Below are 25,013 nucleotides of genomic sequence, written 5' to 3' on the forward strand. Positions count from 1 at the left end.
TCGACGGCTGGCAATGTGACCTGCGGTCCTCCAAGATTGACGCATGCGATCGATCTGGAAAGGCGCCATTGCCTTCGGGCTGGTGAACGTGCCGGTCAAGGTGTACACCGCGACCGAGGATCACGACATCAAGTTCCATCAGGTCCACGGCAAGGACGGTGGCCGGATCAAATACGACCGCAAGTGCTCGGTGTGCGGAGAGTCCGTGCAGTTCGCCGACATCGACAAGGCCTACGAGTCGCCCGACGGTGATCGCGTCATCCTCACCGACCAGGACTTCTCGAATCTGCCCGCGGCCGAGAAGCACGAGATTCCGGTCCTCGAGTTCGTGCCCACCGATCAGATCGACCCGATTCTCTACGACAAGAGCTACTTCCTCGAACCGGACTCGACGTCCCCCAAGGCCTACGTGTTGTTGCGCGAGACGCTCGAGTCGACCGAGCGCACCGCGCTCGTACACTTCACGCTCCGCCAGAAGACGCGTCTCGCGGCACTGCGAGTGCGCGAGAACGTGTTGGTCGTGCAGACCCTGCTGTGGCCGGACGAGGTGCGGGCGGCCCAGTTCTCGTCACTGGACGACGCGTCGTCACCGGCCGCACGAGAACTCACCATGGCCGGTGCTCTCGTCGAGTCCATGTCGAGCGATTTCGATCCGACCGAATACACCGACGACTACCAGATCGAATTGCGCAAGATGCTCGAAGAATCCATCGAGAACGGTGGTGAGAAAGTGGTGCGCGCCGAACCGGACGGCGACGACTCGGGAGAGGACGCCGAGGTCGTCGATCTGGTGGCGGCGTTGCAGCGCAGTGTCGAGGCCGCGGGCGCACGGGTCGCGACGACGTCGACTCGAACGTCGGCCGAGTCCGACGGCGGCGGAGGAAAATCCGACTCGAAACGACGGGGGGCCGACGACGCAGCATCCTCCGAAAAGGGCGGCAGCAAAGCCGCTGCCACGAAAACGTCTGGGGGCGAGGGTGGTTCGGGTAAAGGCGGCGCAGCGAAGAAGGCGCCCGCCAAGAAGACCGCCGCGAAGAAGACCGCAGCCAAGAAGCGGGCGAGTTGAGGACCGACGCCGCCGCGGACCCCATCGGATCGCTCACAAATCCGGTTGCGTTCTGTTCGGATGTCTCACAATTCCGTTGAGGTTTCGGATACGCAAACACCCCTTAGTCTGATTCCGTTGGGTTGCGCGTCGCCCATTCGATTCTCGGGCCGCCGCCGTTCGTGCGGATCTCGATCGGTCGCGTGAATTCGCCGCAACATCTCGGTCACGACCTCGGGGGGGTTCACCAATGCACGACGATTACGTTTTCACCACCACGGCCAACGACGCCCATCTGGTCAGTTCGGTAATGGCACTGACATCGGATTCACCGTCGATTCTGTTCGGTCGCAAATATGCGGATCTGGCCGCACTGAGCGCGGGTGACGCAGATCTGCTGAGGCCTGTCATCGACGAGAACACCGCCGAACTGGTCGCCGCCATGGACGCGCCGGCTCACCGGGTGTCGCTGGTGTTCGGCGCCAACGGCTTCGTGGGCGCGCACCTGGTCGCCGAGCTGTCGGTGCGTCCGGAGACCGACGTCGTCTATGCCGGGGTGCGATCGACGGAATCGGAGTCGGCGTCGGACCGTTTCGAAGCAACCGTGAGCCAGTACTCGATCGGCGACATCGACCGGTCCAAGATCGTCGTCGTCGAGGCCGTCCCCACGCGCACCCACTTCGGTCTCGACGAGGAGACCTACCTGCACCTTCGCCGCACCGTCGACCAGGTGTTCAACTCCGCGAGCTCCACGGATTACGACTCCACCTACCTCGCACTGCGCTCCGATTGGTTCGAGTCCCTGCTCCGCGTCGTGCAGTTCACCCTGGAGGACCGCCGCAAGCATCTGACGTACATGGGCAGCATCGGCGCCTTCATCTACACCAGTCCCGAGGACTTCCTGCGCCCCGATTCCTGGTGGTACTCCGGGTACTGCCAGATGAAGTGGATCAACGGCCGCCTTCTCCGCTGGCTCGCCCGTGACGGCGTCGCCTCGGTGACGCTGTGCGAATCTCCGTACGTGCTGGGCTCGACGACGGTCGGCAAGGACCCGGGCCGCGTCTACAGCTTCTGGCGCGCGATCGAGATCGCCAAGGGCGTGGGGGCCATCTGGGACGGCCCCGGGATGAACTACGCGCCCGTGGACGTCCTGTCGCGGGTGTTGGTGGACAACGCGCTGCAGGAGACGCCGTCGAACCATCTCGTGCCGTCGAATCCCGAGCCCTACAGCAACACCGTCATCGCGAACATCCTGGGAATCGACGTGGTGCCGTGGAGCGAGTTCCTCGCCCTCGTGAACAGCCGCATCCCCGCGGCGAAGACCGCATCGCTGCTCGGCTCGGACGTCAACGATCTCATCAGACGCTCGAACGCGCCGTCCCGCCTGCCGGCCGACTTCGACACATCGTGGTGGGATCATCGATCGCTGTTCACGCTCTACCTGTCGAAGGTCGACTTCCGACCTCTCCCGGCCCGGCGTCCCCTGGTCACCGCGTGAGCGGCGGCCTCACCCCCACGCTGGCGCCCGAGCCCGTCTTCCTCGAGGACTCGGGGCGCTACCGGATGCGCGTGTTCGCCCTCGACTTCGTGCAGTTCGTGTCGACGCTCGTCTACTACCTCGCACTCGCCACGCTGGGGCTGGCGGCGACCGCGGTGGACTCGGTTCTGCGCACACGGTCGTTCGACGCGTTCATGACGGTGGTCGAGCGGATCGATCACGGGAAGCCGGACCCGGTCCGCGTCACCGACGGTCGATGAGAGCCGCGTCCACCTCGGCAGTGTTGTCGGCGGCCGGTCTCGTCGCTGGGTATTCCTACTGGCGCACGGCGGCGTTCCTCCGAGATCCTGCTCGCACTCCCCCGGCGGATCCGCGCACCGTGGTCGCTGCAGCCGACGGATTCGTCACCTACGTCAAGCGCGTCGACGACGGTCGGGTTCCGGTGGCGGTGAAGAAGCGGAGACACATTCCGCTGTCGGAGTACACCGGAGCCGGAGATGTGTCGAGCGGGTGGCTCGTGGGCACGTACATGACGGAGTACTCGGTCCACCGAAATCGTGCCCCGGTCGACGGCGAGGTGATCGTGCGCCGGCACCGCGGCGCCGCCCCGTTCAACCGCTCGATGGCGCGCATGACGGCCAATCTCTTCCTGCGCCGCACCCCGTTCGACGAGGGGTGCGACTACCTGTTGACCAACGAGCGCCTGACCATCGGACTGCGGCACGACAGCGGTGCCGTCGTCTTCGTCACCCAGATCGCCGACCTGTGGGTCGACCGGATCGTCGCCCGAACCGACATCGGTGACCGTCTTCGCCGGGGCGAGCAGTACGGATTGATCCGATTCGGATCGCAGTGCGATGTGTTCCTGCCCGATGAGCTGGTCGACACCGTCGACGTCCGCCCCGGCCAGTACGTCTGGGCCGGCGAATCAGTGCTCGCCCGCACCCGAGGAGCCCGATGACCCTCAACGTGGAGTTCCGACGCCGTACATCACGCCGCGACTCCGATGCCGTGACCGTCCGCCCGGTCCGCACACGTCGGGACTGGTCGGCGTTCGACCGCGTCCCCTTCGTGGTCTACCGGTCCGATCCACACTGGATTCCGGGCGACGCCGCCGACCCCGACGACATGCTCCGTCGACCCTCGGCGAACACACGGCGCCGGATGGCCTCGCAGGCATTCCTGGCCTACCGGGGGACCCGGCTGGTCGGGCGCATCGCGGCCATCGCAGACCTGGTCTTCATCGACCACTACGACGAACCGACCGCATACTTCGGCTACTACGAGTGCATCGACGACCCCGAGGCCGCGCACGCTCTGTTGTCCGCGGCGTCCGACTGGGCACGCAGTCGTTCACTCACCTCCCTGGTCGGACCGATGAGCCCGTCCCTGCTGTGGAGCGCGGGACTTCTGGTGCACGGCAACGACTTCGCGCCACTGGTGGGGATGCCGCACAATCCGGCGTGGTACCGGGATCACCTAAAATCCTTCGGACTGACCGGAATCAAGGACTTCCACAGCTTCTATCACGACGACCCGCACACGCTGGTGCAGTCGCCGCAGTTCGAACGCAAGCGCACGCTGGCTGCGCGATGGCGGCAGCGCTCGGCGGTGACCATTCGCTCGTTGGACATGGCCCGATTCGACGACGAGATCGAGAGTGTCCGCGAGCTGTACAACACGGCCTTCCGGTCGTACTGGGGTTTCACTCCGGTCGAACCGGACGAACTGGCGGCACTCGCGAAGACGATGAAGCCGATTCTCGATCCCGAGATCGTGCTCTTCGCCGAACTCGACGGCAAGATCGTCGGGTTCGTCATGGGGATACCCGATGTGAACAGGGCGGCCGCCGGAGCGGTGCGGTCGCGGTTCGGGGTGGTTCGCGACCTGCACACGCTGATCCGATGGCGCGGGCCGAGAGGAGCACGATTCCGTGATCACGTACGCCTCGACATGATGTTCGTCGATCCGGACTGCCCCGATCGGGGAACCTCGGCGATGCTCATCTTCGAGCTGTTCGAACGCATCCACAACCGGGGGTACGCCTCCGTGGAAGCGGCCCCCCTCGCAGTGGACGGTGGGTGGTTCCAGTCCTTCCGATCGTCCTACCCGGTGGACCCGAAACGGACGTATCGGATCTACCGAAAGGATCTCGTCGGACCGTGACGCGCGATGCGACGGGTCAGACGGTGAATCCGAGAGCGCGCAGCTGCTCGCGGCCGTCGTCGGTGATCTTGTCCGGACCCCACGGCGGCATCCACACCCAGTTGATCTTCAGTTCCTCGGCCAGTCCACTGCGGACCAGAGCCGAACGCGACTGATCCTCGATGACGTCGGTCAGCGGGCAGGCCGCGGACGTCAGCGTCATGTCGAGGGTCACGGTTGCCGTGTCGTCGATCGAGATCCCGTAGACCAGACCGAGATCGACGACGTTGATGCCCAGTTCGGGATCCACGACATCGCGCATCGCTTCTTCGAGATCGGCGATCACCGCGTCGTTCTCCGGGTTCACGACGGGGGCACCGCTCATGGTCACGTCTTCTGTCTCACTCATCATGATCCTCCGGTCGGTTCTGCTTCGAGTCGATCCACACTACGAACAACGGCATCCTTGAATGCCATCCATCCCAGCAACGCGCACTTGACGCGAGCGGGGTACCGCGACACGCCGGCGAACGCGATTCCGTCGCCGATGACGTCGGCGTCGCCCTCGACCTTGCCGCGACTGCCCACCATCTCCGCGAACGCATCGACCGTGCGCAGAGCATCTTCGACGGACTGCCCCACCACCTGATCGGTGAGTACCGAGGTCGCCGCCTGACTGATGGAGCATCCCTGTCCGTCGTAGGAGACGTCGGCCACCGCGCCGCCGTCGAGGTGCACCCGCAACGTCACCTCGTCGCCGCACGTGGGGTTCACGTGATGAACCTCGGCGTCGAACGGGTCCCGCAGCCCACGCCCGTGCGGATGCTTGTAGTGATCGAGGATCACTTCCTGGTACATCTGTTCCATTCTCACGATGCCGCTCCGAAGAACCGCTGCGCGCGAACCACGGCCGCGCCGAGAACGTCGACCTCGTCGACGGTGTTGTAGACCGCGAACGACGCGCGCGCCGTCGCCGCCAGACCGAAACGGCGGTGAAGCGGCCAGGCGCAGTGGTGTCCGACGCGAATCGCGACACCCTCGTCGTCCAGAATCTGTCCGAGATCGTGCGCGTGCACACCGTCGACGACGAAGGACACCGCTCCCCCGCGCAGAGTGGTGTCGGTCGGACCCACGATGCGTACACCGTCGATGGCTCCCAGGACCCGCAGGGCCGCGGAGGTCAGCCGGTGCTCGTGCGCGGCCACCGCGTCCATTCCCAGGCTCTGCAGGTAGTCCACCGCGGCACCGAGTCCGACGACCTGTGACGTCATGGGCACACCGGCTTCGAAACGCTGCGGGGGCGCCGCGAAGGTGGTTTTCTCCATGGTCACGGTCTCGATCATCGAGCCACCCGTGATGACCGGAGGCATCGACTCCAGCAGTGCCGCGCGTCCGTACAGCACCCCGACCCCCGACGGCCCGAGCATCTTGTGGCCCGAGAACGCCGCGAAGTCCACACCGAGCTCGTGGAGGTTCACCGGCATGTGGGGAACCGACTGGCAGGCATCGAGCACCACCAGCGCACCCACGGCCTGCGCGCGTCGCACGATCTCGGCGACCGGCGCGATCGCACCGGTCACGTTGGACTGATGTGTGAAGGACACCACCCGAGTGCGGTCGGAGAGCTCCAGGGAATCGAGATCGATCCGACCCTCGTCGGTGACGCCGTACCACCGAAGTGTCGCGCCCGTCCGCCGCGCCAGTTCCTGCCAGGGCACGAGGTTCGCGTGGTGTTCGAGCTCGGTGATCACGATCTCGTCACCCGGGCGAAGCGCGCGGTCGAACCGTGGGTCGGCGAGCGCATAGGTCACCAGGTTCAGCGACTCCGTCGCGTTCTTGGTGAACACGATCTCGTCGACATCCGCTCCAACGAAGCCCGCGATCTTCTCACGAGCACCCTCGTAGGCGTCCGTCGCTTCCTCCGCCAGCTGATGTGCGCCTCGGTGTACCGCGGCATTGCACGTGGTGAGGAAGTCCCGCTCGGCGTCCAGCACCTGAACCGGACGCTGCGAGGTCGCTCCCGAGTCGAGATAGACCAGCGGCTTATCGTCTCGCACCGTGCGCGCCAGGATGGGAAAGTCCGCCCGGATCCGGGACACGTCCAACGAGGCCGTCGGGGCGGACACGGTCATGCGCTGGTCTTCGCGAACCGCTCGTACCCGTTCGCCTCGAGCTCGTCGGCCAGCTCGGCACCGCCGGACTGGACGATGCGACCGTCGGAGAACACGTGCACGAAATCCGGGGTGATGTACCGGAGGATGCGCGTGTAGTGCGTGATCAGCAGAACTCCACCGGCGACGGGCTTGTCGGCCGCGTCGGTCCAGCCGCGCTCCTTGTACCGGTTGACCCCTTCGGACACGACGCGCAACGCGTCGACGTCGAGGCCGGAGTCGGTCTCGTCGAGGATGGCGATCTTCGGCTTCAGCAGTCCGAGCTGCAGGATTTCCAGTCGCTTCTTCTCGCCACCGGAGAAACCCTCGTTCACGCTGCGTTCCGCGAACTCGGGCTTGATCTCGAGCTCGTTCATCGCTTCCTTGGCTTCCTTGACCCAGTGCCGCAGCTTGGGTGCCTCGCCGCGAACGGCGGTGGCGGCGGTGCGCAGGAAGTTCGACATCGAGACCCCGGGGACCTCGACGGGGTACTGCATGGCCAGGAAGAGGCCCGCGCGGGCGCGCTCGTCGACGGACATCTCGAGAACGTTCTCGCCGTCGAGCGTGATGCTACCGGACGTGACGCGGTACTTGGGATGACCGGCGATCGCGTAGGAGAGCGTGGACTTGCCCGAGCCGTTGGGGCCCATGATGGCGTGGGTTTCGCCGGACGACACCGTGAGGTCGACGCCCTTGAGGATCTCGATCGGCGCGGACGCGTCGTCGGTGTTGGCGACGTCGACGTGCAGGTCTCGGATTTCGAGGGTGGACATTGGTGATTCCTTGCCTGTGGTGTGTGAATGGGTGGCGCTACTGCGCCGGGACTCGACCGTCGGTCACGTCTCGGTGAGTGCGAGTTCGGCTTCGACCGCGTCCGTGAGGCGCTCGCGAATCGATTCGACCGGAATCTTGGTGATGATCTCCTGGAAGAATCCGCGCACCACCAGACGACGCGCCTGGTCCTCGGGAATGCCGCGTGAGCGCAGGTAGAACAGCTGCTCGTCGTCGAAGCGCCCGGTGGCGCTGGCGTGGCCGGCTCCCAGGATCTCGCCGGTCTCGATCTCGAGGTTGGGCACCGAGTCCGCTCGGGCACCGTCGGTGAGAATCAGGTTCCGGTTCAGCTCGAACGTGTCGGTGTTCTCGGCCTCTGCACCGATGACCACGTCACCGATCCACACCGTGTGCGTGTCCGGCTTCTTCGAGGACGGATCGCCCTGGAGGGCACCCTTGTACATGACGTTGGACCGGCAGTTCGGCGCGCTGTGGTGGACCAGCAGGCGCTGCTCGAGATGCTGGCCGTCGTCCGCGAAGTACAGTCCGAGAAGCTCGGCGTCGCCGCCGGGTCCGCGGAACTTCACCACCGGGGTCAGGCGAACGAGATCGCCGCCCAGACTGACGGAGAAGTAGCGCAGCGTGGCGTCACGGCCGACCGAGGCATGGTGCGCGGCGACGTGCACAGCGTCGTCGTCCCACTCCTGCAGGGCCACGACGGTCAGCTTCGCGCCGTCCGCGATCACGAACTCGACGTTCTCGGCGTAGGTGCCGCCGCCGCGCTGTTCGAGCACGATCGTCGCCGAGGCGAACTGCTCGACTCGAATCTGGATGTGGCCGTAGGCCACGGCACCGACGCCCGGACCGTCGACGGTGATCGTCAACGGCTCGGCGAGTTCGGCTTCCTTGCCCACGGTCACCACGGTGGCGGTCTCGAAGGACGAGTACGCCTGAGCGGCGACGCGGTCCGCAGGCTCGCCCGCGGCACCGAGTCGCGCATCGCCGCGGCCCACCGTCTCCACGGTGACCGCGTCGGTGGCACCCGCCACCGACACCGCGGCCGTACCGTCGGCCACGGCGGACCCGTCGTGCAGGCCGCGCAGTCGACGCAGCGGGGTGAACCGCCAGATCTCGTCACGGCCCGAGGGGATCTCGAACGCCTGGACGTCGTACGACGAGAACTGCGCACCCTTGTTGGCGACGATCGCGCGCTTGTTCTCGCCGACGGGGTTCTCTCCCACGACGGCGTTCTGTACTCCGGTCTGCGGCAGGGTCATCCGACCGAACCCTCCATCTGCAGTTCGATGAGCCGGTTGAGCTCGAGTGCGTACTCCATGGGCAGTTCCTTGGCGATGGGCTCCACGAATCCGCGCACCACCATGGCCATGGCCTCGTCCTCGGTCAGGCCGCGGCTCATGAGGTAGAACAGCTGATCGTCGCTCACCTTCGACACGGTTGCCTCGTGACCCATCGTCACGTCGTCCTCACGGATGTCGACGTACGGGTAGGTGTCACTGCGGCTGATCTGATCGACCAGCAGTGCGTCGCACTTGACGGTCGACTTCGACCCGTGCGCGCCCTTGTTGATCTGGATCAGTCCGCGGTACGAGGCACGGCCGCCACCACGGGCCACCGACTTGCTGACGATGTTCGACGACGTGTTGGGCGCGAGGTGCAGCATCTTCGACCCGGTGTCCTGGTGCTGTCCCTCGCCGGCGAACGCCACGGACAGAACCTCGCCCTTGGCGTGCTCGCCGGTCATCCACACGGCCGGGTACTTCATGGTGACCTTGGATCCGATGTTGCCGTCGATCCACTCCATGGTTGCGCCGGCCTCGGCCTTGGCGCGCTTGGTCACCAGGTTGTAGACGTTGTTCGACCAGTTCTGGATGGTCGTGTAGCGGCAGCGACCACCCTTCTTCACGATGATCTCGACCACGGCGGAGTGCAGGGAGTCCGACTTGTAGATCGGCGCCGTGCAGCCCTCGACGTAGTGCACGTAGGCACCCTCGTCGACGATGATCAGGGTTCGCTCGAACTGGCCCATGTTCTCGGTGTTGATGCGGAAGTACGCCTGCAGCGGGATGTCCACGTGCACGCCCGGCGGCACGTAGATGAAGGATCCGCCGGACCACACCGCGGTGTTGAGCGCGGAGAACTTGTTGTCGCCGGCCGGGATCACCGAGCCGAAGTACTCCTTGAAGATCTCCGGGTGCTCGCGCAGGCCCGTGTCGGTGTCCATGAAGATGACGCCCTGCTGCTCGAGGTCCTCGCGGATCGAGTGGTAGACGACCTCGGACTCGTACTGCGCGGCCACGCCGGAGACCAGGCGCTGCTTCTCCGCCTCGGGGATACCGAGCCGGTCGTAGGTGTTCTTGATGTCGGCCGGCAGATCGTCCCACGTGGCGGCCTGCTTCTCGGAGGACCGCACGAAGTACTTGATGTTGTCGAAGTCGATGCCGTCGAGGTTCGAACCCCAGTTGGGCATGGGCTTGCGGTCGAAGGTCTTGAGTGCCTTCAACCGAGTCTCGAGCATCCACTCGGATTCGCTCTTCTTCTCCGAGATGTCGCGAACGACGGCCTCGGACAGACCGCGCTTCGCGCTGGCGCCCGCGACGTCCGAGTCGGACCAGCCGTAGCCGTACGTGCCGAGCGAGGCGATCGTCTCGTCCTGGGTGAGGGCGACGGGCGCCGTGGGTGCCACCTGGTCTGGTGTGACGGTCATGCGGGCTCCTTCCGGAGGCGGTCGTGCGCGGGGAAATTCGTGACGGCTGTCGGTGTTCGATCAGCCGGTATTTCTCGTGCAACACGAGAAGGTGCGTCGGTATTGCCGTTGTCGGGATATTCGGGTGTGCCGAGAGGCACAGGTGTCGTTGCGCCGAGTGGAACGTGCGTCGTGCACGCGCAGTCGCCGTTGGCGATCGTCGCCAGCCGCTGGACGTGTGTACCCAGAAGTTCGGCGAACACCTCGCGCTCGGCGGTGCACAGTTCCGGGAACTCCGACGCGACGTGGGACACCGGGCAGTGGTGCTGGCAGATCTGCACACCGTTGCCCACGGGACGCGTGGACGCGGCGAACCCGGATTCCGTCAGCGCTCTCGCGATGTCGTCGGCGGTCTCCGCCACCGACTCCGCCGACTGCACGTCGGCCGGTGTGACATCGGACACGATGGACTGGATTCGCCGCCGCGCGAAGGTGGCGATGGCCGTGTCCCCACCGATCTCGCGCAGATGCCGCATCGCGGCGCCCGCGAGATCGTCGTACGAGTGACCCAGCCTGGACCGTCCACGGGCGGTCAGGGAGAACATCTTCGCGGGGCGTCCGCGTCCACGCGACCGGTGCCCCGCCGCCATCGACACGCGGGCGTCACCGAGATCGATGAGCGCCTCGAGGTGCCGACGAACGCCTGCCGCGCTGATCCCGAGGCGCGAGCCCACCTCGGACGCGGTGATCGGACCCTCTTCCAGAAGCAACGTGACGACGGACGCTCGGGTGCCACCGTCGGGTGTGACGGCAACCGACCCGGGCTCCTCGCGTGCGTCTCCACGCACGGTGGATGCGGTTTCGGTATTTTTCACAACACCAGTGTGACCGAATTACCGGGCGGCTTCCAGCAAGGGTGCCCTACGCTCGCCGCCCGCTCGGGTCACCGCGCCGCCGACCGTGCACGGCACGCTCCTCGATACGCTGCGACCGTGCCCCGCCTCCGGACCGTCGACGACGACGCCTCTTCGTCGACCACCGCGCGCGCCGGGGCCGCCGTCTCCACCGCGCTGGCGTCGATGTCCCGAGCGGCAAAGAGGTCGATCGGATTGGGCGACGGCCCGGTGCACACCCGTGTCGCCTTCTTGCACGACAACGAACCGGAACGCCCGGGGCTGGACCGGAACGAGCTGCGTCAGCTGAGCCGGGTTCGGCGGTTCGGCGCGATCGGCGCGATCATGATGGCGCTCGGCGCACTGGGAGCCGGCGCACAACCGGTCATTCAGAACCCGGTTCAGGGCGTGCGTGTCATCAGCCTGTTCTCGCGAGCCCTCCCGGCGGCGTTGACGGTCACGCTGCTCGGTTCCGTCGTCGTGGTCGTCGCGTGGCTGATGCTCGGCCGCTTCGCTCTGGGGTCCCCGAAACCCGACGCGTCCCCCCGCCGCTTGAGTCGGTCCCAGCTCGATCGGACTCTCGCGCTGTGGATCGTTCCCTTGTGTGTCGCTCCCCCGATGTTCAGCAAGGATGTCTACTCCTACCTGGCGCAGAGCGAGATCGCGGCGCGCGGTCTCGATCCGTACGCGATCGGTCCACAGGCGGCACTGGGCGTCGACAACGTGTTGACCCGCACGGTCCCCAACATCTGGCGGGACACCCCGGCTCCGTACGGACCGCTCTTCCTGTGGGTCGGACGGGGTATCACCGCCCTGACGGGTGAGAACATCGTGGCCGGGATCTTCGTCCATCGACTGTTCGCTCTCGTCGGCGTCGTGTTGATCGTGTGGGCACTGCCCCGCCTCGCCGCACGATGCGGGGTCTCGAGCGTCGCGGCTCTGTGGCTCGGTGCGGCGAACCCGCTCCTGCTCTTCCACCTCGTCGCCGGGGTGCACAACGAGGCCATCATGCTCGGTCTGATGTTGGCGGGTCTGGAACTGGCGATGCGCGCGATCGAATCGCCGGGGCCCCTCCGGGGGCGCACCGCCGGGATTCTCGTCGCCGGAGCCGCACTCGTCGCACTGTCGGCCACCATCAAGATCCCGTCGCTGCTGGCCATGGGTTTCGTGGGCATGGCGCTGGCGCGCCGGTGGGGGGCCACGGCTCGCTCCGTGGTGGCGTCGGCGGCGCTGCTCGCGGTGGTCACGGCCGTCGTGGTGCTCGGCGTCAGTTTCGGCAGCGGTCTCGGCTTCGGCTGGCTGGCCACGCTGAACACTGCAAGCGCGGTGCGCAGCTGGATGTCGATTCCCACTCTTCTCGGCTTGGCCACGGGCGGCGCCGGGGTTCTTCTCGGGATCGGTGATCACACCACCGCGGTGCTGTCGGTCACGCGACCGATCGCCTCGCTGGTCGCGGCCGTCATCGTCGTGCGGATGCTCGTCGCCGTTCTCCGCGACCGACTCCACCCGATCGGCGCTCTGGGGGTCTCGCTGGGTGCTCTCGTTCTGCTGTTCCCCGTGGTGCAGCCCTGGTATCTGCTGTGGGCGGTCACCCCGCTGGCCGCCTGGGCCACCCGGCCCGCGTTCCGCGTGCCGGTGATCTGCTTCTCGGCGGTGGTGAGCCTGATCGTCATGCCCACGGGCGGCGAGCTGGAACCGTTCGTGATCGTTCAGGCCGCGCTGGCGACCGTCGGAGTACTCGCCGTCGTGTACCTGTTCACGGCGAACTCGCTGCCCTGGCGCTCGGCCGACGGGGCGGTGGCGTCAGAGCGCGCGCGCGACGCCTACGCTGGACCATCGTGAGCGCACCACCCGTCCCGACGCCCGAGGCTTCGCGTTCGACCGCAGCCGTGTCGGTGTCCGGAGCGAGGAAACACTTCGGATCGACGGCGGCAGTGGACGGACTCGACTTCGAGCTCGGCCGTGGCCGCATTCTCGCGCTGCTCGGCCCCAACGGGGCGGGCAAGACGACGACTGTGGAGATGTGCGAGGGCTTTCTGACACCCGATTCGGGAACCGTCCGAGTTCTGGGACTCGATCCCATCGCCGAGTCCCATCTCCTGCGACCACGCATCGGCGTGATGTTGCAGGGCGGCGGCGCGTACCCCGGCTCCAAGGCCGGTGAGATGCTCGACCTCGTGGCCGCGTACTCCGCTCGGCCCCTGGAACCGGCGTGGCTCCTGGCGCAGCTCGGACTGTCCGACGCGGTGCGTACCCCGTATCGGCGACTGTCCGGTGGCCAACAACAACGCCTGTCGCTCGCCTGTGCACTCGTGGGCCGACCCGAACTTATGTTTCTCGACGAACCGACCGCCGGACTCGACGCCCAGGCACGCCTGCTGGTGTGGGACCTGATCGAGGCACTGCGCCGAGACGGAGTGACGATCCTGCTCACCACCCATCTCATGGACGAAGCCGAACAACTCGCCGACGATCTGGTGATCATCGACCACGGCAAGGTCGTCGCCTCCGGTACACCGACCGAACTGACTCGGCGTGGAGCCGAGGGGCAACTTCGGTTCTCGGCGCCGTCGGGGCTGGACCTGGCCCTGCTGCAGATGGTGCTCCCCGAGGGCTTCGATCCGGTCGAGAGCTCACCCGGGTCGTACCTTCTCGAGGGCACCATCGATCCCCAGGTACTGGCCACCGTCACATCGTGGTGTGCCCGCATGAACGTGCTGGCCACCGATCTTCGCGTCGAGCAGCGCAGCCTCGAGGACGTGTTCCTCGAACTCACCGGGCGGGAATTGAGAGGGTGAGCGTGACACGACGTTCCGAACAGGTGAGCCGCTTCGAGCCGGGTACGTTCGCACCCGATCCTCGGGCCGCTCCGCGAGCGCGAATGCTTCTCGCGCAGTCCCGCCTCGAGCTGACCCTGTTGCTCCGTAACGGCGAACAACTCCTGCTGACGCTCTTCATCCCCGTCACGCTGTTGATCGGACTCACGCTGCTTCCGTTCGGTGACTTCGGCACCGAACGGGTGGGCACCGTGGTCCCCGCGGTGATGACGGTCGCCGTGATGTCGACCGCGTTCACCGGACAGGCCATCGCCGTGGGATTCGATCGGCGGTACGGGGCACTCAAGCGCATCGGCGCCACCGCATTGCCGAAGTGGGGAATCATCGTCGGCAAGTCCATCGCGGTGGTGGTGGTCGTGGTGATCCAGTCGACGGTCCTCGGCGTGATCGGCGCTGTCCTGGGGTGGCGTCCGGAGGCGTCCGGTCTGGCCCTGGGTGCGGCCCTGATCGCGGTGGGAACGGTCACGTTCGCATCCATGGGCCTGCTGCTCGGCGGGACTCTTCGCGCCGAGATCGTGTTGGCCCTGGCCAACATCGCGTGGTTCGTGATGCTCGGCATCGGCAGCGTCGTGTTCGCGACCGACACCCTCCCCGACGGTGTGCGCACCGCGGCCCGGTTGATTCCGTCCGGTGCGATGGCCGAGGGTCTGGTGCAGGCCGTCGCGGGTCGGGTCGATCTGTTCGCGGTGGCGGTTCTCGTGGTGTGGGCGACCGTGTGCGGTTGGTGGGCCACCCGCAAGTTCTCCTTCACCTGATCCGTCGGCGCCGTTCGTCACACCCGCGCCGGGCAACTACGCCGCGTAGGACTCGGCGTCTACCATCGAACTGTGCTGGTCTCTCGAATCTTTCTCTCGCTCGTCGACCGCTTCCCGATGCCGTCGGTCCGAGCGCAGCGGATCATTGCCGTCCTCGTCGTCCTGACCCAGGGCGGCATCTCGGTCACCGGCGCCGTCGTGCGGGTGACCGGATCGGGTCTCGGGTGCCCGACGTGGCCGCAGTGCTTCCCCGGCAGCTTCACCCCGGTGGGTGTGTCCGAGGTGCCGGTGCTCCACCAGGCCGTCGAATTCGGGAACCGACTTCTGACCTTTCTGGTGGTGCTCACCGCAGCGGCCGTCGTCATTGCCGTCGTCCGCGCACGTCGACGCCGCGAGATCACGGTCTTGGCGTGGCTGATGCCCGCCGGAACCGTTCTGCAGGCCGTGGTCGGCGGCATCACGGTGCTCACCGGTCTGTTGTGGTGGACGGTCGCGGTGCACCTGCTGATCTCGATGTTCATGGTCTGGCTCGCGGTGCTGCTCTGGCACAAGATCGGCGAACCGGACGACGCCGTGTCCGTGGCCACGATCCCGTCGCCGTTGCGGTGGCTCACCGCACTGTCCGCCGTACTTCTGGCCGGCGTCCTGGTGGCCGGCACCATGGTCACGGGCGCGGGTCCGCACGCCGGTGACGCCGACGTCGCCCGCCTCGAGGTCGAGATCGTGACCCTCGTGCACCTGCACGCAGAATTGCTGGTCGGCTATCTGGCGCTGCTCGTGGGCCTGACCTTCGGCGTGTACGCCGTGTCGCGGTCCGGAGCGTCGCAGCTCAAGTCCCGCCTGCACGTTCTCATCGCGCTGGTCGTGGCCCAGTCCGCCGTGGGCATCGTGCAGTACTTCACCGACGTGCCCGCCGCTCTCGTGGCGATCCACGTCGCGGGCGCGGCGGCATGTACGGCCGCGACCGCCGCCGTGTGGGCGGCCGGTCAGGAACGAGAACTCGTCCCTGCGCCGACTCGCACCGACGAGGCCGCGGCCGCGGGTCGCTAGAGCCCGTTCTTCGCCTTCGGGAACCGGGTCTGGCCCGCCACCCACCCCGCCATCTGCTGGAAGTGACCCTTGCGAGGTGTCACACGGGAGGTGAGTTCGCGGTCCCATTCACCGATCTCGAGCGTGTCCAGCGCATCGACCACGTGATGCGCGGTGGCGAGATCGGCCGCCACGCGGTCCCCGAGAATGCCGTCGGCGCCGACGAGGGTCATCCGGACCCCCGCACGACCCATGGGCTGCAGAACGACGGTCGCCGATCCGCCGTGCGCCGAGACGAACGAACTGATGGACTCGACCAGTTTCGCGGGAGGCGCCGCGGTCTCGGTGGTGGTACCCGAGGCGCCCTTGGGTGCGTTCTCGATGTTCTCGGTAGTCATCTTCGTGACACTACTCGAGTCGATCGCAGGTGCTACCGGTCGGTAACCTCGGCTTGTCGGGAAACGCACGCCGCACGCCGCTCGGGGTGCGAGAATCTGCAGCCATGCGCGCTGTTCTCGTTCGCCGCACCGGCGGCCCCGACGTCCTCGAATACACCGACGTCCCCGATCCCGAGCCCGGTCCCACGGATCTCCTGGTGCGCGTGCAGGCCACCGGAATCAACTTCATCGACACCTACTTCCGCAGCGGCGCGTACCCGAGAACGCTGCCGTACGTGGTCGGCGACGAGGCTTCCGGCGTCGTCGAACAGGTGGGTTCGGAGGTGACCGACTTCGCGAACGGGGACCGCGTCGCCTGGGCGTCCGCCCCGGGCAGTTACGCCGAGCTCGTGGCCGTTCCCGCCGCCGTCGCCCTCTCGGTCCCCGACGAGGTGGATCCGCCGCGAGCGGCGTCGGTGTTGCTGCAGGGCATGACGGCGCACTACCTGTGCGAATCCACCTACCCCGTGGTCGACGGCGACACGCTGCTGATCCACGCCGGGGCGGGCGGGGTCGGCCTGCTGCTCACCCAGTTGGCGGCGCGCAAAGGGGCCACCGTCATCACCACCGTGTCGACCGACGAGAAGGAAACCCTCTCGCGGGAAGCGGGGGCGGACCACGTTCTCCGGTACGACGACGACATCGCAGCGCGGGTCCGCGATCTGACCGACGGGGCGGGCGTGGCGGCGGTCTACGACGGCGTCGGGGCGAGCACGTTCGACGCCAGTCTGCAGAGCCTGGCCGTGCGCGGCACGCTCGCTCTGTTCGGTGCGGCGAGTGGCCCGGTGCCGCCGGTGGACCCGCAGCGACTGAACGCGGCGGGCTCGGTCTTCCTCACCCGCCCCACCCTCGCGCACCATGTGCGCGACCGGAGGGAACTCGCGTGGCGAGGCGGGGACGTTCTCGCGCTCGTCGCGAACGGAAGTCTCACCGTGCGTGTCGAGCATCGCTACCCGTTGTCCGAAGCGCAGACCGCTCACCGTGACCTCGAGTCGCGGGCGACCACGGGGTCGCTGGTTCTCGAGCCCTGAGCGGTTCGCGGGGGGTCAGGCGAAGAACTGGGTGACCGTGGTCAGTCCGAGGACGGAATCCACCGCCAGACCGATGAAGACCACGGCGAGATAGTTGTTCGACTGCAGGAACAGTCGGAGTGGCTTCACCGGCTCACCGCGACGAACTCCGGCGTACAGCTGGTGGGCCATCAGCAGGAACCACGCGCCGGCAGCGAGCGCGACGACGGCGTAGACCGGCCCGGCAGCGGGAATCAACGCGGCCGTCGCCGCGACCGTGGCCCAGGTGTAGAGCACGATCTGTTTGGTCACGACCTGCTCGGTCGCGACGACCGGGAGCATCGGAACCCCGGCGGCCTCGTAGTCGTCCTTGTACCGCATGGCGAGAGCCCAGGTGTGCGGGGGTGTCCAGAAGAAGATCACCAGGAACAGCACGATGGCCTGCCATCCGATGGTCCCGGTGACCGCGGACCACCCCACCAGCACCGGCATGCATCCGGCGGCACCGCCCCAGACCACGTTCTGCGAGGTCCGGCGCTTGAGGCCGAGGGTGTAGACGAAGACGTAGAACAGGATCGTCGCCACGACGAGAAGGCCGCTGAGCAGGTTCGCCGCCCACCACAGCCACAGGAACGACGCCACGCCCAGCGCGGTTCCGAAGAGGAATGCGTGGAACGTCGGTACCGCCGCGCGGGCCAACGGGCGCCGCTCGGTGCGCTTCATCAGCTTGTCGATGTCCGCGTCGGCGACACAGTTGAGCGTGTTCGCACTGGCGGCACCCATCCAGCCACCGAACAGTGTCGCGAAGAGCAGCGGAAGATTCACCGTGCCGCGGTCGGCGAGAAGCATGGTGGGAATGGTGGCGACCAGGAGGAGCTCGATGACTCGCGGCTTGGTCAACGCGATGTAGGCCGACACCTTCGCCAGCGCCCGACGAGGCGGAGACGTCGGGGAGGCGACTGCGCCGCCGGCCGGACTGTCGGCCAACCCGTGTCCGCTCGGGCTCTGCCGAATCCGCACTCGCTTCTCCCTCGTACTGGCGTGTCACCGTCCGAACGGGCGGTGCTACTACAAGCGATGGTAGACGCCGCGGTGGTTGCTTCCCCAATCGGCGGGTACCCCACGGGACGGAGCGGTGGCAGCGACGACGATCCGACGCCGAGACCGAACCGGAACTACGCTGCTCCGAACAACTAGGCTTGACTCCGCGACCGAGGGCCCGAAGACGGTGTTCTCTTCGCTCGCGAACGACTGGCAACCCACCCCACGACGTGTCAGGAGACCTCAGCCCGTGTCGATCACAGACGACATCACCGTTCTCACCAGTGCGCACCATCCGAGCGACTGGACCGATCTCGACACGCGAGCGGTCGACACCGTGCGCGTGCTGGCCGCCGACGCCGTGCAGAAGGTCGGCAACGGTCACCCCGGCACCGCGATGAGCCTCGCACCCCTGGCCTACACCCTCTTCCAGCGCACCATGCGTCACGATCCCACCGACACGACCTGGATCGGGCGCGACCGATTCGTGCTCTCCTGCGGGCACTCGAGCCTCACCCTCTACATCCAGCTCTACCTGGGCGGCTTCGGACTCGAGCTGTCCGACATCCAGGCACTGCGGACGTACGGGTCGAAGACCCCGGGCCACCCCGAATTCCGCCACACCGACGGCGTCGAGATCACCACCGGGCCGCTCGGTCAGGGTCTGGCCTCCGCGGTGGGCATGGCGATGGCGGCGCGTCGCGAACGCGGTCTGTTCGATCCCGAACCCGCCCTCGGGACGAGCCCCTTCGATCACCACATCTACGTCGTCGCGTCCGACGGCGACATCCAGGAAGGCATCACCAGCGAGGCATCGTCGCTCGCCGGTACGCAGCAGCTGGGCAACCTGATCCTGTTCTACGACGACAACAAGATCTCCATCGAGCACTCCACCGATATCGCGCTGTCCGAGGACGTCGCGAAGCGTTACGAGGCGTACGGCTGGCACGTCCAGGTCGTCGAGGGCGGCGAGAACGTGACCGCCATCGAGGAGGCCATCGACGCCGCCAAGAGTGTCACCGACAAGCCGTCGATCGTCATCCTGCGCACGATCATCGGCTTCCCCGCGCCGACGATGATGAACACCGGCGCCGTCCATGGTGCCGCGCTCGGCGACGACGAGGTCGCGGCCGTCAAGAAAGCCCTGGGCTTCGATCCGGAGAAGACGTTCGAGGTCTCCGACGAGGTCATCGCGCACACCCGCGCTCTCCAGAAGCGCGGCCGCGAGGCTCACACCGCGTGGTCCGAGGACTTCGAAGCCTGGGCTGCTCGCGAACCCGAACGCAAGGCCCTGCTCGACCGCCTGACCGCAGGTGATCTTCCCGAGGGATGGACGGACGTGCTTCCCACCTGGGAGCCCGGATCCAAGGCCGTCGCCACGCGCGCCGCGTCGGGCAAGGTTCTCGGCGCCGTCGGCCCGGTTCTCCCGGAGCTGTGGGGCGGCTCGGCGGACCTCGCCGGCAGCAACAACACCACCATCGAGGGCGCCAAGTCCTTCGGCCCGACGTCGATCTCCACCGACGACTGGGACGCGGAACCGTACGGCCGCACCCTACATTTCGGCATCCGCGAGCACGCCATGGGTGCGATCCTCTCGGGCATCGTCATGCACGGCCCGACCCGCGCCTACGGTGGCACGTTCATGCAGTTCAGCGACTACATGCGGCCCGCGGTTCGGCTCGCGTCGCTCATGGACATCGATCCGATCTACGTGTGGACCCACGATTCGGTCGGTCTCGGTGAGGACGGTCCGACCCATCAGCCCGTCGAGCACCTCGCCGCGCTGCGCGCCATCCCGAACCTGTCCGTCGTTCGGCCCGGTGACGCCAACGAGACCGCGTTCGCGTGGCAGTCGGTGCTCGCCCGGTCCTCGAGCAGCGGGCCCGTCGGTCTCGCGCTGACCCGTCAGGGCATCCCCATCCTGGAGGGCACCTCGTACGAGGGCGTGTCGAAGGGCGGCTACATCCTGGTGGAGTCCTCCAAGGCCTCCCCCGACGTCGTCCTCATCGGCACCGGATCCGAGCTGCAGTACGCCGTCGAGGCGCAGAAGCTGCTCGAGGCGGACGGCATCGCCGCACGCGTCGTCTCCATGCCGTGTGTCGAGTGGTTCTTCAGCCAGGATCAGAACTACCGCGACCAGATCATTCCCCCCACCGTCAAGGCCCGTGTCTCCGTCGAGGCCGGTATCGGAATGCCCTGGTACAAGGTCGTCGGCGGCTACGGCGAGATCGTCTCGCTCGAGCACTACGGAGAGTCCGCCGACGCCGCCACGCTGTTCCGCACGTACGGATTCACGGCCGAGGCCGTCGTCGCCGCCGCGCAGCGCTCCATCACCAACGTGAAGGGATAAGAACATGGCCCAGAATCAGAATCTCGCAGACCTGTCCGCCGCCGGAGTCTCGGTGTGGCTGGACGACCTCTCCCGCGAGCGCATCTCGTCCGGCAATCTGAAGGACCTCCTCGACACCAAGTCCGTCGTCGGCGTCACCACCAACCCGTCGATCTTCCAGGCCGCGCTCAGCAAGGGCACGTCCTACGACGATCAGGTGAACGAGCTGGCCGCCGGCGGCGCGGACGTGGAGACGGTCATTCGCACCGTGACCACCGACGACGTGCGCAACGCGTGCGACGTTCTCGCCCCGATCTACGAGGAGTCCCACGGCGTCGACGGTCGAGTGTCGATCGAGGTCGATCCTCGTATCGCCCGTGACGCCGACAAGACCGTGGCGCAGGCCATCGAGCTGTGGAAGATCGTCGACCGTCCGAACCTGCTCATCAAGATCCCCGCGACCGAGCCGGGTATCCCGGCCATCGCGAAGGTGGTCGGTGAGGGCATCAGTGTCAACGTGACGCTGATCTTCTCGGTCGAGCGCTACGAGCTGGTCATGGACGCGTACCTCGAGGGACTCGAGAAGGCGAAGGCTGCGGGCCACGACCTGTCGACCATCCATTCGGTCGCCTCGTTCTTCGTCTCCCGCGTGGACACCGAGATCGACTCCCGGCTCGACGCCATCGGTACTCCCGATGCCACCGAGCTCAAGGGGAAGGCCGCCCTGGCCAACGCCCGTCTCGCGTACGTCGCGTATCAGCAGGTCTTCGAGGTCGCGCCGCGATTCCAGGAACTGCTCGGCGACGGCGCTCGACCACAGCGCGCCCTGTGGGCCTCGACCGGTGTGAAGGACCCGACCCTGCCGGACACGCTGTACGTGTCCGAGCTGGTCGCCCCCAACACCGTCAACACGATGCCCGAGAAGACGATGGACGCCTTCGCCGACCACGGTGAGGTCTCCGGCGACACCATCAGCGGCAAGGGCCCGGAGTCGCAGGAAGTATTCGACGCCGTCAGCGCGCTGGGTATCGATCTGACCGACGTGTTCCTCACTCTCGAGAACGAGGGTGTGAAGAAGTTCGAGGACGCCTGGAACGAGCTGCTCGAGACCACGGCCGACCAGATGAAGTCCGCGTCCGGCAAGAGCTGATCCATGGCACCGGACTCCCCCACCGCATGGGTGAATCCGCTCCGTGACAGCCGCGACAAGCGGCTCCCGAGGATCGCCGGGCCCTGCAGCCTGGTGATCTTCGGGGTCACGGGCGATCTCGCCCGCAAGAAGCTTCTGCCCGCCGTCTACGACCTCGCCAATCGCGGGCTGTTGCCGCCGGGCTTCGCGCTCGTCGGATTCGCTCGGCGTGACTGGTCCGATCAGGACTTCGGCGAGATCGTCCACGATGCCGTCCGAGCGCACTCGCGCACCGAGTTCCGTGAGGACGTCTGGGAGCGCCTGTCCGAGGGCATTCGGTTCGTCGAGGGCACCTTCGACGATCCGGCGGCTTTCGAGCGCTTGAAGGACACGCTCGCCACCCTCGACGTCGAACGGGGAACCGGCGGAAACCACGCCTTCTACCTGTCCATCCCGCCCGGCGCCTTCCCGACGGTCTGCGAACAGCTCTCCGCGTCGGGTCTTGCCACCAGCGACAACGGTCGATGGCGACGAGTGGTCATCGAGAAGCCGTTCGGTCACGACCTCGCCAGCGCCCAGGAACTCAACGCCGTCGTCAACCGCGTCTTTCCGGAGGACAAGGTCTTCCGCATCGACCACTACCTGGGCAAGGAGACGGTCCAGAACATCCTGGCGCTGCGGTTCGCCAACCAGTTGTTCGATCCGATCTGGAACGCGCACTACGTCGACCATGTGCAGATCACCATGGCCGAGGACATCGGTCTCGGTGGGCGCGCGGGCTACTACGACGGTATCGGCGCTGCCCGCGACGTCATCCAGAACCACCTGCTCCAACTCATGGCCATCACCGCCATGGAGGAGCCGGTGAGCTTCAGCCCCTCGGAACTGCAGATCGAGAAGATCAAGGTGCTGTCGGCGACCCGGCTGGCGGAACCGTTCGCGGAGACGGCCGCGCGCGGCCAGTACACCGCGGGCTGGCAGGGTAGCCAGCGAGTCAAGGGCCTCAAGGAGGAGGAGGGGTTCGACGAGGAGTCGAACACCGAGACGTTCGCCGCCATCACCCTCGAGGTCGCGACGCGTCGCTGGGGCGGCGTGCCGTTCTACCTGCGGACCGGTAAGTCCTTGGGGCGTCGGGTCACGGAGATCGCCGTGATCTTCAAGCGCGCCCCACACCTGCCGTTCGACGCCACCATGACCGAGGAACTGGGGCAGAACGCGCTGGTGATTCGAGTGCAGCCCGACGAGGGTGTCACGATGCGCTTCGGGTCGAAGGTACCGGGATCGTCGATGCAGGTTCGCGACGTCAGCATGGACTTCAGCTACGGACAGGCGTTCACCGAATCGTCGCCCGAAGCGTACGAACGCCTGATCCTCGACGTCCTGCTCGGCGAACCCTCCCTGTTCCCCGTCAACGAGGAGGTCGAACTGTCCTGGAAGATCCTCGACCCGATCCTGGATTTCTGGGCGTCCGGAGGATCCGCGGACCCGTACGAGGCCGGCACCTGGGGACCCGATTCGGCCAACGAGATGATGGAACGCACCGGCCGTGAATGGAGAAGACCGTGATCGTCGATCTACCGGCCACCACCACCGGTGAGGTGTCCAAGAAGCTGGTCGAGATCCGGGAGTCCGGCGGCGCCGTCACCCTGGGACGGGTGCTCACGCTGGTCGTTCTCACCGGCAGCGCGGAGGGTGCCGAGGCCGCCATCGAGGCCGCGAACGAGGCGAGCCGAGAGCACCCCTGCCGGGTGATCGTGCTCGCCCCGGACCATCGCGGTACCGAGCCACGCCTGGACGCGCAGATCCGTGTCGGCGGCGACGCCGGCGCTTCGGAGGTCGTGGTGCTGCATCTGCACGGCGATCTGGCCGACCACGAGGACAGCGTCGTCGTACCGTTCCTGCTCCCGGACACCCCCGTGGTGGCCTGGTGGCCGGATGCGGCGCCGGCGGTTCCGTCGAAGGACAAGGTGGGCAAGCTCGCCATCCGCCGTATCACCGACGCCACGAACTCGGCGAACCCGCGGAACGCCATCAGCGGTCGGCTCGCGTCCTACGCCGAGGGCGACAGCGATCTCGCCTGGTCGCGGATCACCTACTGGCGCGCACTGTTGACCACGGCGCTCGACGCGGTGGCCGAGCCCGTGCGATCGGTGGTGGTCTCCGGGCTCGAGGAGGAGCCGGCGCTGGATGTCCTGGCGGGATGGTTGGCCGGACGACTGAACGTGTCCGTCGTACGCCGGGTCGGTCCTCTGGTGGTCGAGTTGGAGTTCGATTCCGGTGCCGTGTCGATCAGTCGACCGCAGACCGGAACGACCGCGACCCTCACCCGGACCGGACAGCCGGACGCGCTGGTGTCCCTGGCCCGACGCGAGACCCGCGACTGTCTCGCCGAGGAACTGCGCCGTCTCGACCGAGACGAGATCTACGAAGAAGCACTGGCCGGACTGGACAAGGTGACCTATGAGTGAGCGCGAGATCAAACGATTCCCCGATCCCGACGCGGTGGCGACCGGAGTCGCGGACGACGTCGTCCGCGTGCTCGGTGACGCTCAGCGCGACCGCGGCACCGCATCGTTGGTGGTGACGGGAGGGGGCACCGGCATCGCGGTCCTCTCGGCGCTGAGGGACCGCGCCGCGGAACTCGACTGGTCGTCGATCGACGTCTTCTTCGGCGACGAGCGCTTCCTCCCCGAGGGAGACGGCGAGCGAAACTACGTCCAGGCCCGCGACGCGTTGCTCGATCACGTCCCCGTGAACGCCGATCGCGTGCACGTGATGGCGCCGTCCGACGGGCCACTGGGCGACGACCCGGACGCCGGTGCGGTGGAATACCACCAGGCCGTCGCGGCCTTCGCCGGTCCCGGTGACGGTCCGGTGTTCGACGTGCACCTCCTCGGTATGGGACCGGACATGCACATCAACTCACTGTTCCCCGACAGCGACGCGGTGAGCGAGCGATCACGGTTGGTGGTGGCGGTGACCGATTCGCCGAAACCTCCGCCGCGGCGGATCACGTTGACCCTTCCCGCGGTGGCGCGGTCTCGCCACGTCTGGCTGCTGGTCGCAGGTGAGGGAAAGGCCGACGCGGTCGCGACCGTACTCGGTGGTGCCGATCCGGTCACGGCCCCGGCTGCGGGTGCACGAGGCCTGGTGTCCACCGTGTTCTATCTCGACGACGCGGCCGCCTCGAAGATCTAGGCCTTCCCGGCCGCCGGGCGATGGGTACGTTTCCCACGTTCG

24 protein-coding genes are annotated in these 25,013 nt (G+C 67.0%); 15 read left to right on the forward strand and 9 right to left on the reverse strand.

Features of this window, described 5'->3' with window-relative positions:
• The first annotated feature begins 43 nt into the window (after positions 1-43).
• The 5 genes from ku to ACY466_RS11245 all read left to right on the forward strand — a co-directional run bounded on the left by ku (position 44) and on the right by ACY466_RS11245 (position 4,709).
• Complete coding sequence (ku, locus tag ACY466_RS11225) at positions 44-1,066, forward strand: non-homologous end joining protein Ku (RefSeq protein WP_463245483.1); 1,023 nt, start codon at positions 44-46, stop codon at positions 1,064-1,066.
• A gap of 289 nt (positions 1,067-1,355) precedes the next feature.
• On the forward strand, positions 1,356-2,543 hold the full coding sequence (locus tag ACY466_RS11230; RefSeq protein WP_463245484.1) for an SDR family oxidoreductase: 1,188 nt from the start codon (positions 1,356-1,358) through the stop codon (positions 2,541-2,543).
• Positions 2,540-2,803, forward strand: a complete 264-nt coding sequence (locus ACY466_RS11235) for a hypothetical protein (RefSeq protein ID WP_463245485.1) — start codon at positions 2,540-2,542, stop codon at positions 2,801-2,803. The genes ACY466_RS11230 and ACY466_RS11235 overlap by 4 nt, the downstream gene beginning before the upstream one ends.
• Positions 2,800-3,504, forward strand: a complete 705-nt coding sequence (locus ACY466_RS11240) for a phosphatidylserine decarboxylase (protein ID WP_463245486.1) — start codon at positions 2,800-2,802, stop codon at positions 3,502-3,504. The genes ACY466_RS11235 and ACY466_RS11240 overlap by 4 nt, the downstream gene beginning before the upstream one ends.
• Positions 3,501-4,709, forward strand: coding sequence for an N-acetyltransferase family protein (locus ACY466_RS11245; protein ID WP_463245487.1), 1,209 nt, complete (start codon positions 3,501-3,503; stop codon positions 4,707-4,709). The genes ACY466_RS11240 and ACY466_RS11245 overlap by 4 nt, the downstream gene beginning before the upstream one ends.
• 16 nt (positions 4,710-4,725) lie before the next feature.
• On the opposite strand, the gene ACY466_RS11250 is transcribed toward ACY466_RS11245, so the two are convergent.
• From ACY466_RS11250 to ACY466_RS11280, 7 genes are all read right to left on the reverse strand, one after another.
• Positions 4,726-5,073: a metal-sulfur cluster assembly factor gene (locus ACY466_RS11250; protein ID WP_463252233.1), complete on the reverse strand. Its 348-nt coding sequence runs from the start codon at positions 5,071-5,073 to the stop codon at positions 4,726-4,728.
• A gap of 23 nt (positions 5,074-5,096) precedes the next feature.
• Positions 5,097-5,561 carry a Fe-S cluster assembly sulfur transfer protein SufU gene (gene sufU / locus ACY466_RS11255; protein WP_463245488.1) on the reverse strand — a complete coding sequence of 155 codons (465 nt, stop codon included), beginning with the start codon at positions 5,559-5,561 and terminating at the stop codon, positions 5,097-5,099.
• Entirely contained in the window at positions 5,558-6,820 is a 1,263-nt protein-coding gene (locus ACY466_RS11260) for a cysteine desulfurase (protein WP_463245489.1), read from the reverse strand. Before ACY466_RS11260 ends, sufU begins: the two co-directional genes overlap by 4 nt.
• Entirely contained in the window at positions 6,817-7,611 is a 795-nt protein-coding gene (sufC, locus tag ACY466_RS11265) for a Fe-S cluster assembly ATPase SufC (protein ID WP_463245490.1), read from the reverse strand. The genes ACY466_RS11260 and sufC overlap by 4 nt, the downstream gene beginning before the upstream one ends.
• Before the next feature lie 63 nt (positions 7,612-7,674).
• Positions 7,675-8,886 carry a Fe-S cluster assembly protein SufD gene (gene sufD / locus ACY466_RS11270; protein ID WP_463245491.1) on the reverse strand — a complete coding sequence of 404 codons (1,212 nt, stop codon included), beginning with the start codon at positions 8,884-8,886 and terminating at the stop codon, positions 7,675-7,677.
• Positions 8,883-10,334 (reverse strand): Fe-S cluster assembly protein SufB, encoded by a 1,452-nt coding sequence (gene sufB, locus ACY466_RS11275; protein WP_463245492.1) that lies wholly within the window; start codon positions 10,332-10,334, stop codon positions 8,883-8,885. Before sufB ends, sufD begins: the two co-directional genes overlap by 4 nt.
• Positions 10,331-11,161, reverse strand: coding sequence for a helix-turn-helix transcriptional regulator (locus ACY466_RS11280; RefSeq protein WP_463252234.1), 831 nt, complete (start codon positions 11,159-11,161; stop codon positions 10,331-10,333). The genes sufB and ACY466_RS11280 overlap by 4 nt, the downstream gene beginning before the upstream one ends.
• Before the next feature lie 231 nt (positions 11,162-11,392).
• On the opposite strand from ACY466_RS11280, the gene mptB reads away from it, so the two are divergent.
• The 4 genes from mptB (at position 11,393) to ACY466_RS11300 (ending at position 15,848) form a co-directional block, all read left to right on the forward strand.
• Positions 11,393-13,048, forward strand: coding sequence for a polyprenol phosphomannose-dependent alpha 1,6 mannosyltransferase MptB (gene mptB, locus ACY466_RS11285; RefSeq protein WP_463252235.1), 1,656 nt, complete (start codon positions 11,393-11,395; stop codon positions 13,046-13,048).
• Entirely contained in the window at positions 13,042-14,004 is a 963-nt protein-coding gene (locus ACY466_RS11290) for an ABC transporter ATP-binding protein (protein WP_463252236.1), read from the forward strand. Before mptB ends, ACY466_RS11290 begins: the two co-directional genes overlap by 7 nt.
• Before the next feature lie 2 nt (positions 14,005-14,006).
• On the forward strand, positions 14,007-14,798 hold the full coding sequence (locus ACY466_RS11295; RefSeq protein ID WP_463245493.1) for an ABC transporter permease: 792 nt from the start codon (positions 14,007-14,009) through the stop codon (positions 14,796-14,798).
• A gap of 75 nt (positions 14,799-14,873) precedes the next feature.
• Positions 14,874-15,848: a COX15/CtaA family protein gene (locus tag ACY466_RS11300; RefSeq protein ID WP_463252237.1), complete on the forward strand. Its 975-nt coding sequence runs from the start codon at positions 14,874-14,876 to the stop codon at positions 15,846-15,848.
• On the opposite strand, the gene ACY466_RS11305 is transcribed toward ACY466_RS11300, so the two are convergent.
• The gene (locus ACY466_RS11305; RefSeq protein WP_463245494.1) at positions 15,845-16,225 is read right to left on the reverse strand and encodes a hypothetical protein; all 381 of its coding nucleotides are present in this window, start codon (positions 16,223-16,225) and stop codon (positions 15,845-15,847) included. The genes ACY466_RS11300 and ACY466_RS11305 overlap by 4 nt on opposite strands.
• A 104-nt stretch (positions 16,226-16,329) precedes the next feature.
• On the opposite strand from ACY466_RS11305, the gene ACY466_RS11310 reads away from it, so the two are divergent.
• Positions 16,330-17,295, forward strand: a complete 966-nt coding sequence (locus ACY466_RS11310) for a quinone oxidoreductase family protein (RefSeq protein ID WP_463245495.1) — start codon at positions 16,330-16,332, stop codon at positions 17,293-17,295.
• Positions 17,296-17,310: 15 nt separating this feature from the next.
• Here ACY466_RS11310 and ACY466_RS11315 read toward each other — a convergent pair whose 3' ends face one another.
• Entirely contained in the window at positions 17,311-18,294 is a 984-nt protein-coding gene (locus ACY466_RS11315) for a heme o synthase (RefSeq protein WP_463245496.1), read from the reverse strand.
• Between the two features lie 271 nt (positions 18,295-18,565).
• Here ACY466_RS11315 and tkt point away from each other — a divergent pair, with 271 nt between their 5' ends.
• From tkt to pgl, 5 genes are read left to right on the forward strand one after another with little or no spacing between them, the layout of a single operon-like run.
• Positions 18,566-20,665: a transketolase gene (gene tkt / locus ACY466_RS11320; RefSeq protein ID WP_463245497.1), complete on the forward strand. Its 2,100-nt coding sequence runs from the start codon at positions 18,566-18,568 to the stop codon at positions 20,663-20,665.
• 4 nt (positions 20,666-20,669) lie between these two features.
• Positions 20,670-21,794 carry a transaldolase gene (gene tal, locus ACY466_RS11325; protein WP_463245498.1) on the forward strand — a complete coding sequence of 375 codons (1,125 nt, stop codon included), beginning with the start codon at positions 20,670-20,672 and terminating at the stop codon, positions 21,792-21,794.
• A 3-nt stretch (positions 21,795-21,797) separates the two neighbouring features.
• Positions 21,798-23,339: a glucose-6-phosphate dehydrogenase gene (zwf, locus tag ACY466_RS11330; RefSeq protein WP_463245499.1), complete on the forward strand. Its 1,542-nt coding sequence runs from the start codon at positions 21,798-21,800 to the stop codon at positions 23,337-23,339.
• On the forward strand, positions 23,336-24,241 hold the full coding sequence (opcA, locus tag ACY466_RS11335) for a glucose-6-phosphate dehydrogenase assembly protein OpcA (RefSeq protein WP_463252238.1): 906 nt from the start codon (positions 23,336-23,338) through the stop codon (positions 24,239-24,241). The genes zwf and opcA overlap by 4 nt, the downstream gene beginning before the upstream one ends.
• Entirely contained in the window at positions 24,234-24,971 is a 738-nt protein-coding gene (pgl, locus tag ACY466_RS11340) for a 6-phosphogluconolactonase (RefSeq protein WP_463245500.1), read from the forward strand. The genes opcA and pgl overlap by 8 nt, the downstream gene beginning before the upstream one ends.
• Positions 24,972-25,013 lie beyond the last annotated feature (42 nt).

This window comes from Rhodococcus sp. K11/5 (assembly GCF_055193735.1).

What these genes read in the sequence shown, in the direction of transcription:
- ACY466_RS11260 (WP_463245489.1), bottom strand. Translation starts at nt 6,820, where the DNA reads ATGACCGTGTCCGCCCCGACGGCCTCGTTGGACGTGTCCCGGATCCGG.
- sufB (WP_463245492.1), bottom strand. Translation starts at nt 10,334, where the DNA reads ATGACCGTCACACCAGACCAGGTGGCACCCACGGCGCCCGTCGCCCTC.
- zwf (WP_463245499.1), top strand. Translation starts at nt 21,798, where the DNA reads ATGGCACCGGACTCCCCCACCGCATGGGTGAATCCGCTCCGTGACAGC.
- ACY466_RS11305 (WP_463245494.1), bottom strand. Translation starts at nt 16,225, where the DNA reads ATGACTACCGAGAACATCGAGAACGCACCCAAGGGCGCCTCGGGTACC.
- tal (WP_463245498.1), top strand. Translation starts at nt 20,670, where the DNA reads ATGGCCCAGAATCAGAATCTCGCAGACCTGTCCGCCGCCGGAGTCTCG.
- pgl (WP_463245500.1), top strand. Translation starts at nt 24,234, where the DNA reads ATGAGTGAGCGCGAGATCAAACGATTCCCCGATCCCGACGCGGTGGCG.
- ACY466_RS11245 (WP_463245487.1), top strand. Translation starts at nt 3,501, where the DNA reads ATGACCCTCAACGTGGAGTTCCGACGCCGTACATCACGCCGCGACTCC.
- ACY466_RS11310 (WP_463245495.1), top strand. Translation starts at nt 16,330, where the DNA reads ATGCGCGCTGTTCTCGTTCGCCGCACCGGCGGCCCCGACGTCCTCGAA.
- sufD (WP_463245491.1), bottom strand. Translation starts at nt 8,886, where the DNA reads ATGACCCTGCCGCAGACCGGAGTACAGAACGCCGTCGTGGGAGAGAAC.
- ACY466_RS11230 (WP_463245484.1), top strand. Translation starts at nt 1,356, where the DNA reads ATGGCACTGACATCGGATTCACCGTCGATTCTGTTCGGTCGCAAATAT.
- ACY466_RS11240 (WP_463245486.1), top strand. Translation starts at nt 2,800, where the DNA reads ATGAGAGCCGCGTCCACCTCGGCAGTGTTGTCGGCGGCCGGTCTCGTC.
- sufC (WP_463245490.1), bottom strand. Translation starts at nt 7,611, where the DNA reads ATGTCCACCCTCGAAATCCGAGACCTGCACGTCGACGTCGCCAACACC.
- ACY466_RS11250 (WP_463252233.1), bottom strand. Translation starts at nt 5,073, where the DNA reads ATGAGCGGTGCCCCCGTCGTGAACCCGGAGAACGACGCGGTGATCGCC.
- mptB (WP_463252235.1), top strand. Translation starts at nt 11,393, where the DNA reads ATGTCCCGAGCGGCAAAGAGGTCGATCGGATTGGGCGACGGCCCGGTG.
- ku (WP_463245483.1), top strand. Translation starts at nt 44, where the DNA reads ATGCGATCGATCTGGAAAGGCGCCATTGCCTTCGGGCTGGTGAACGTG.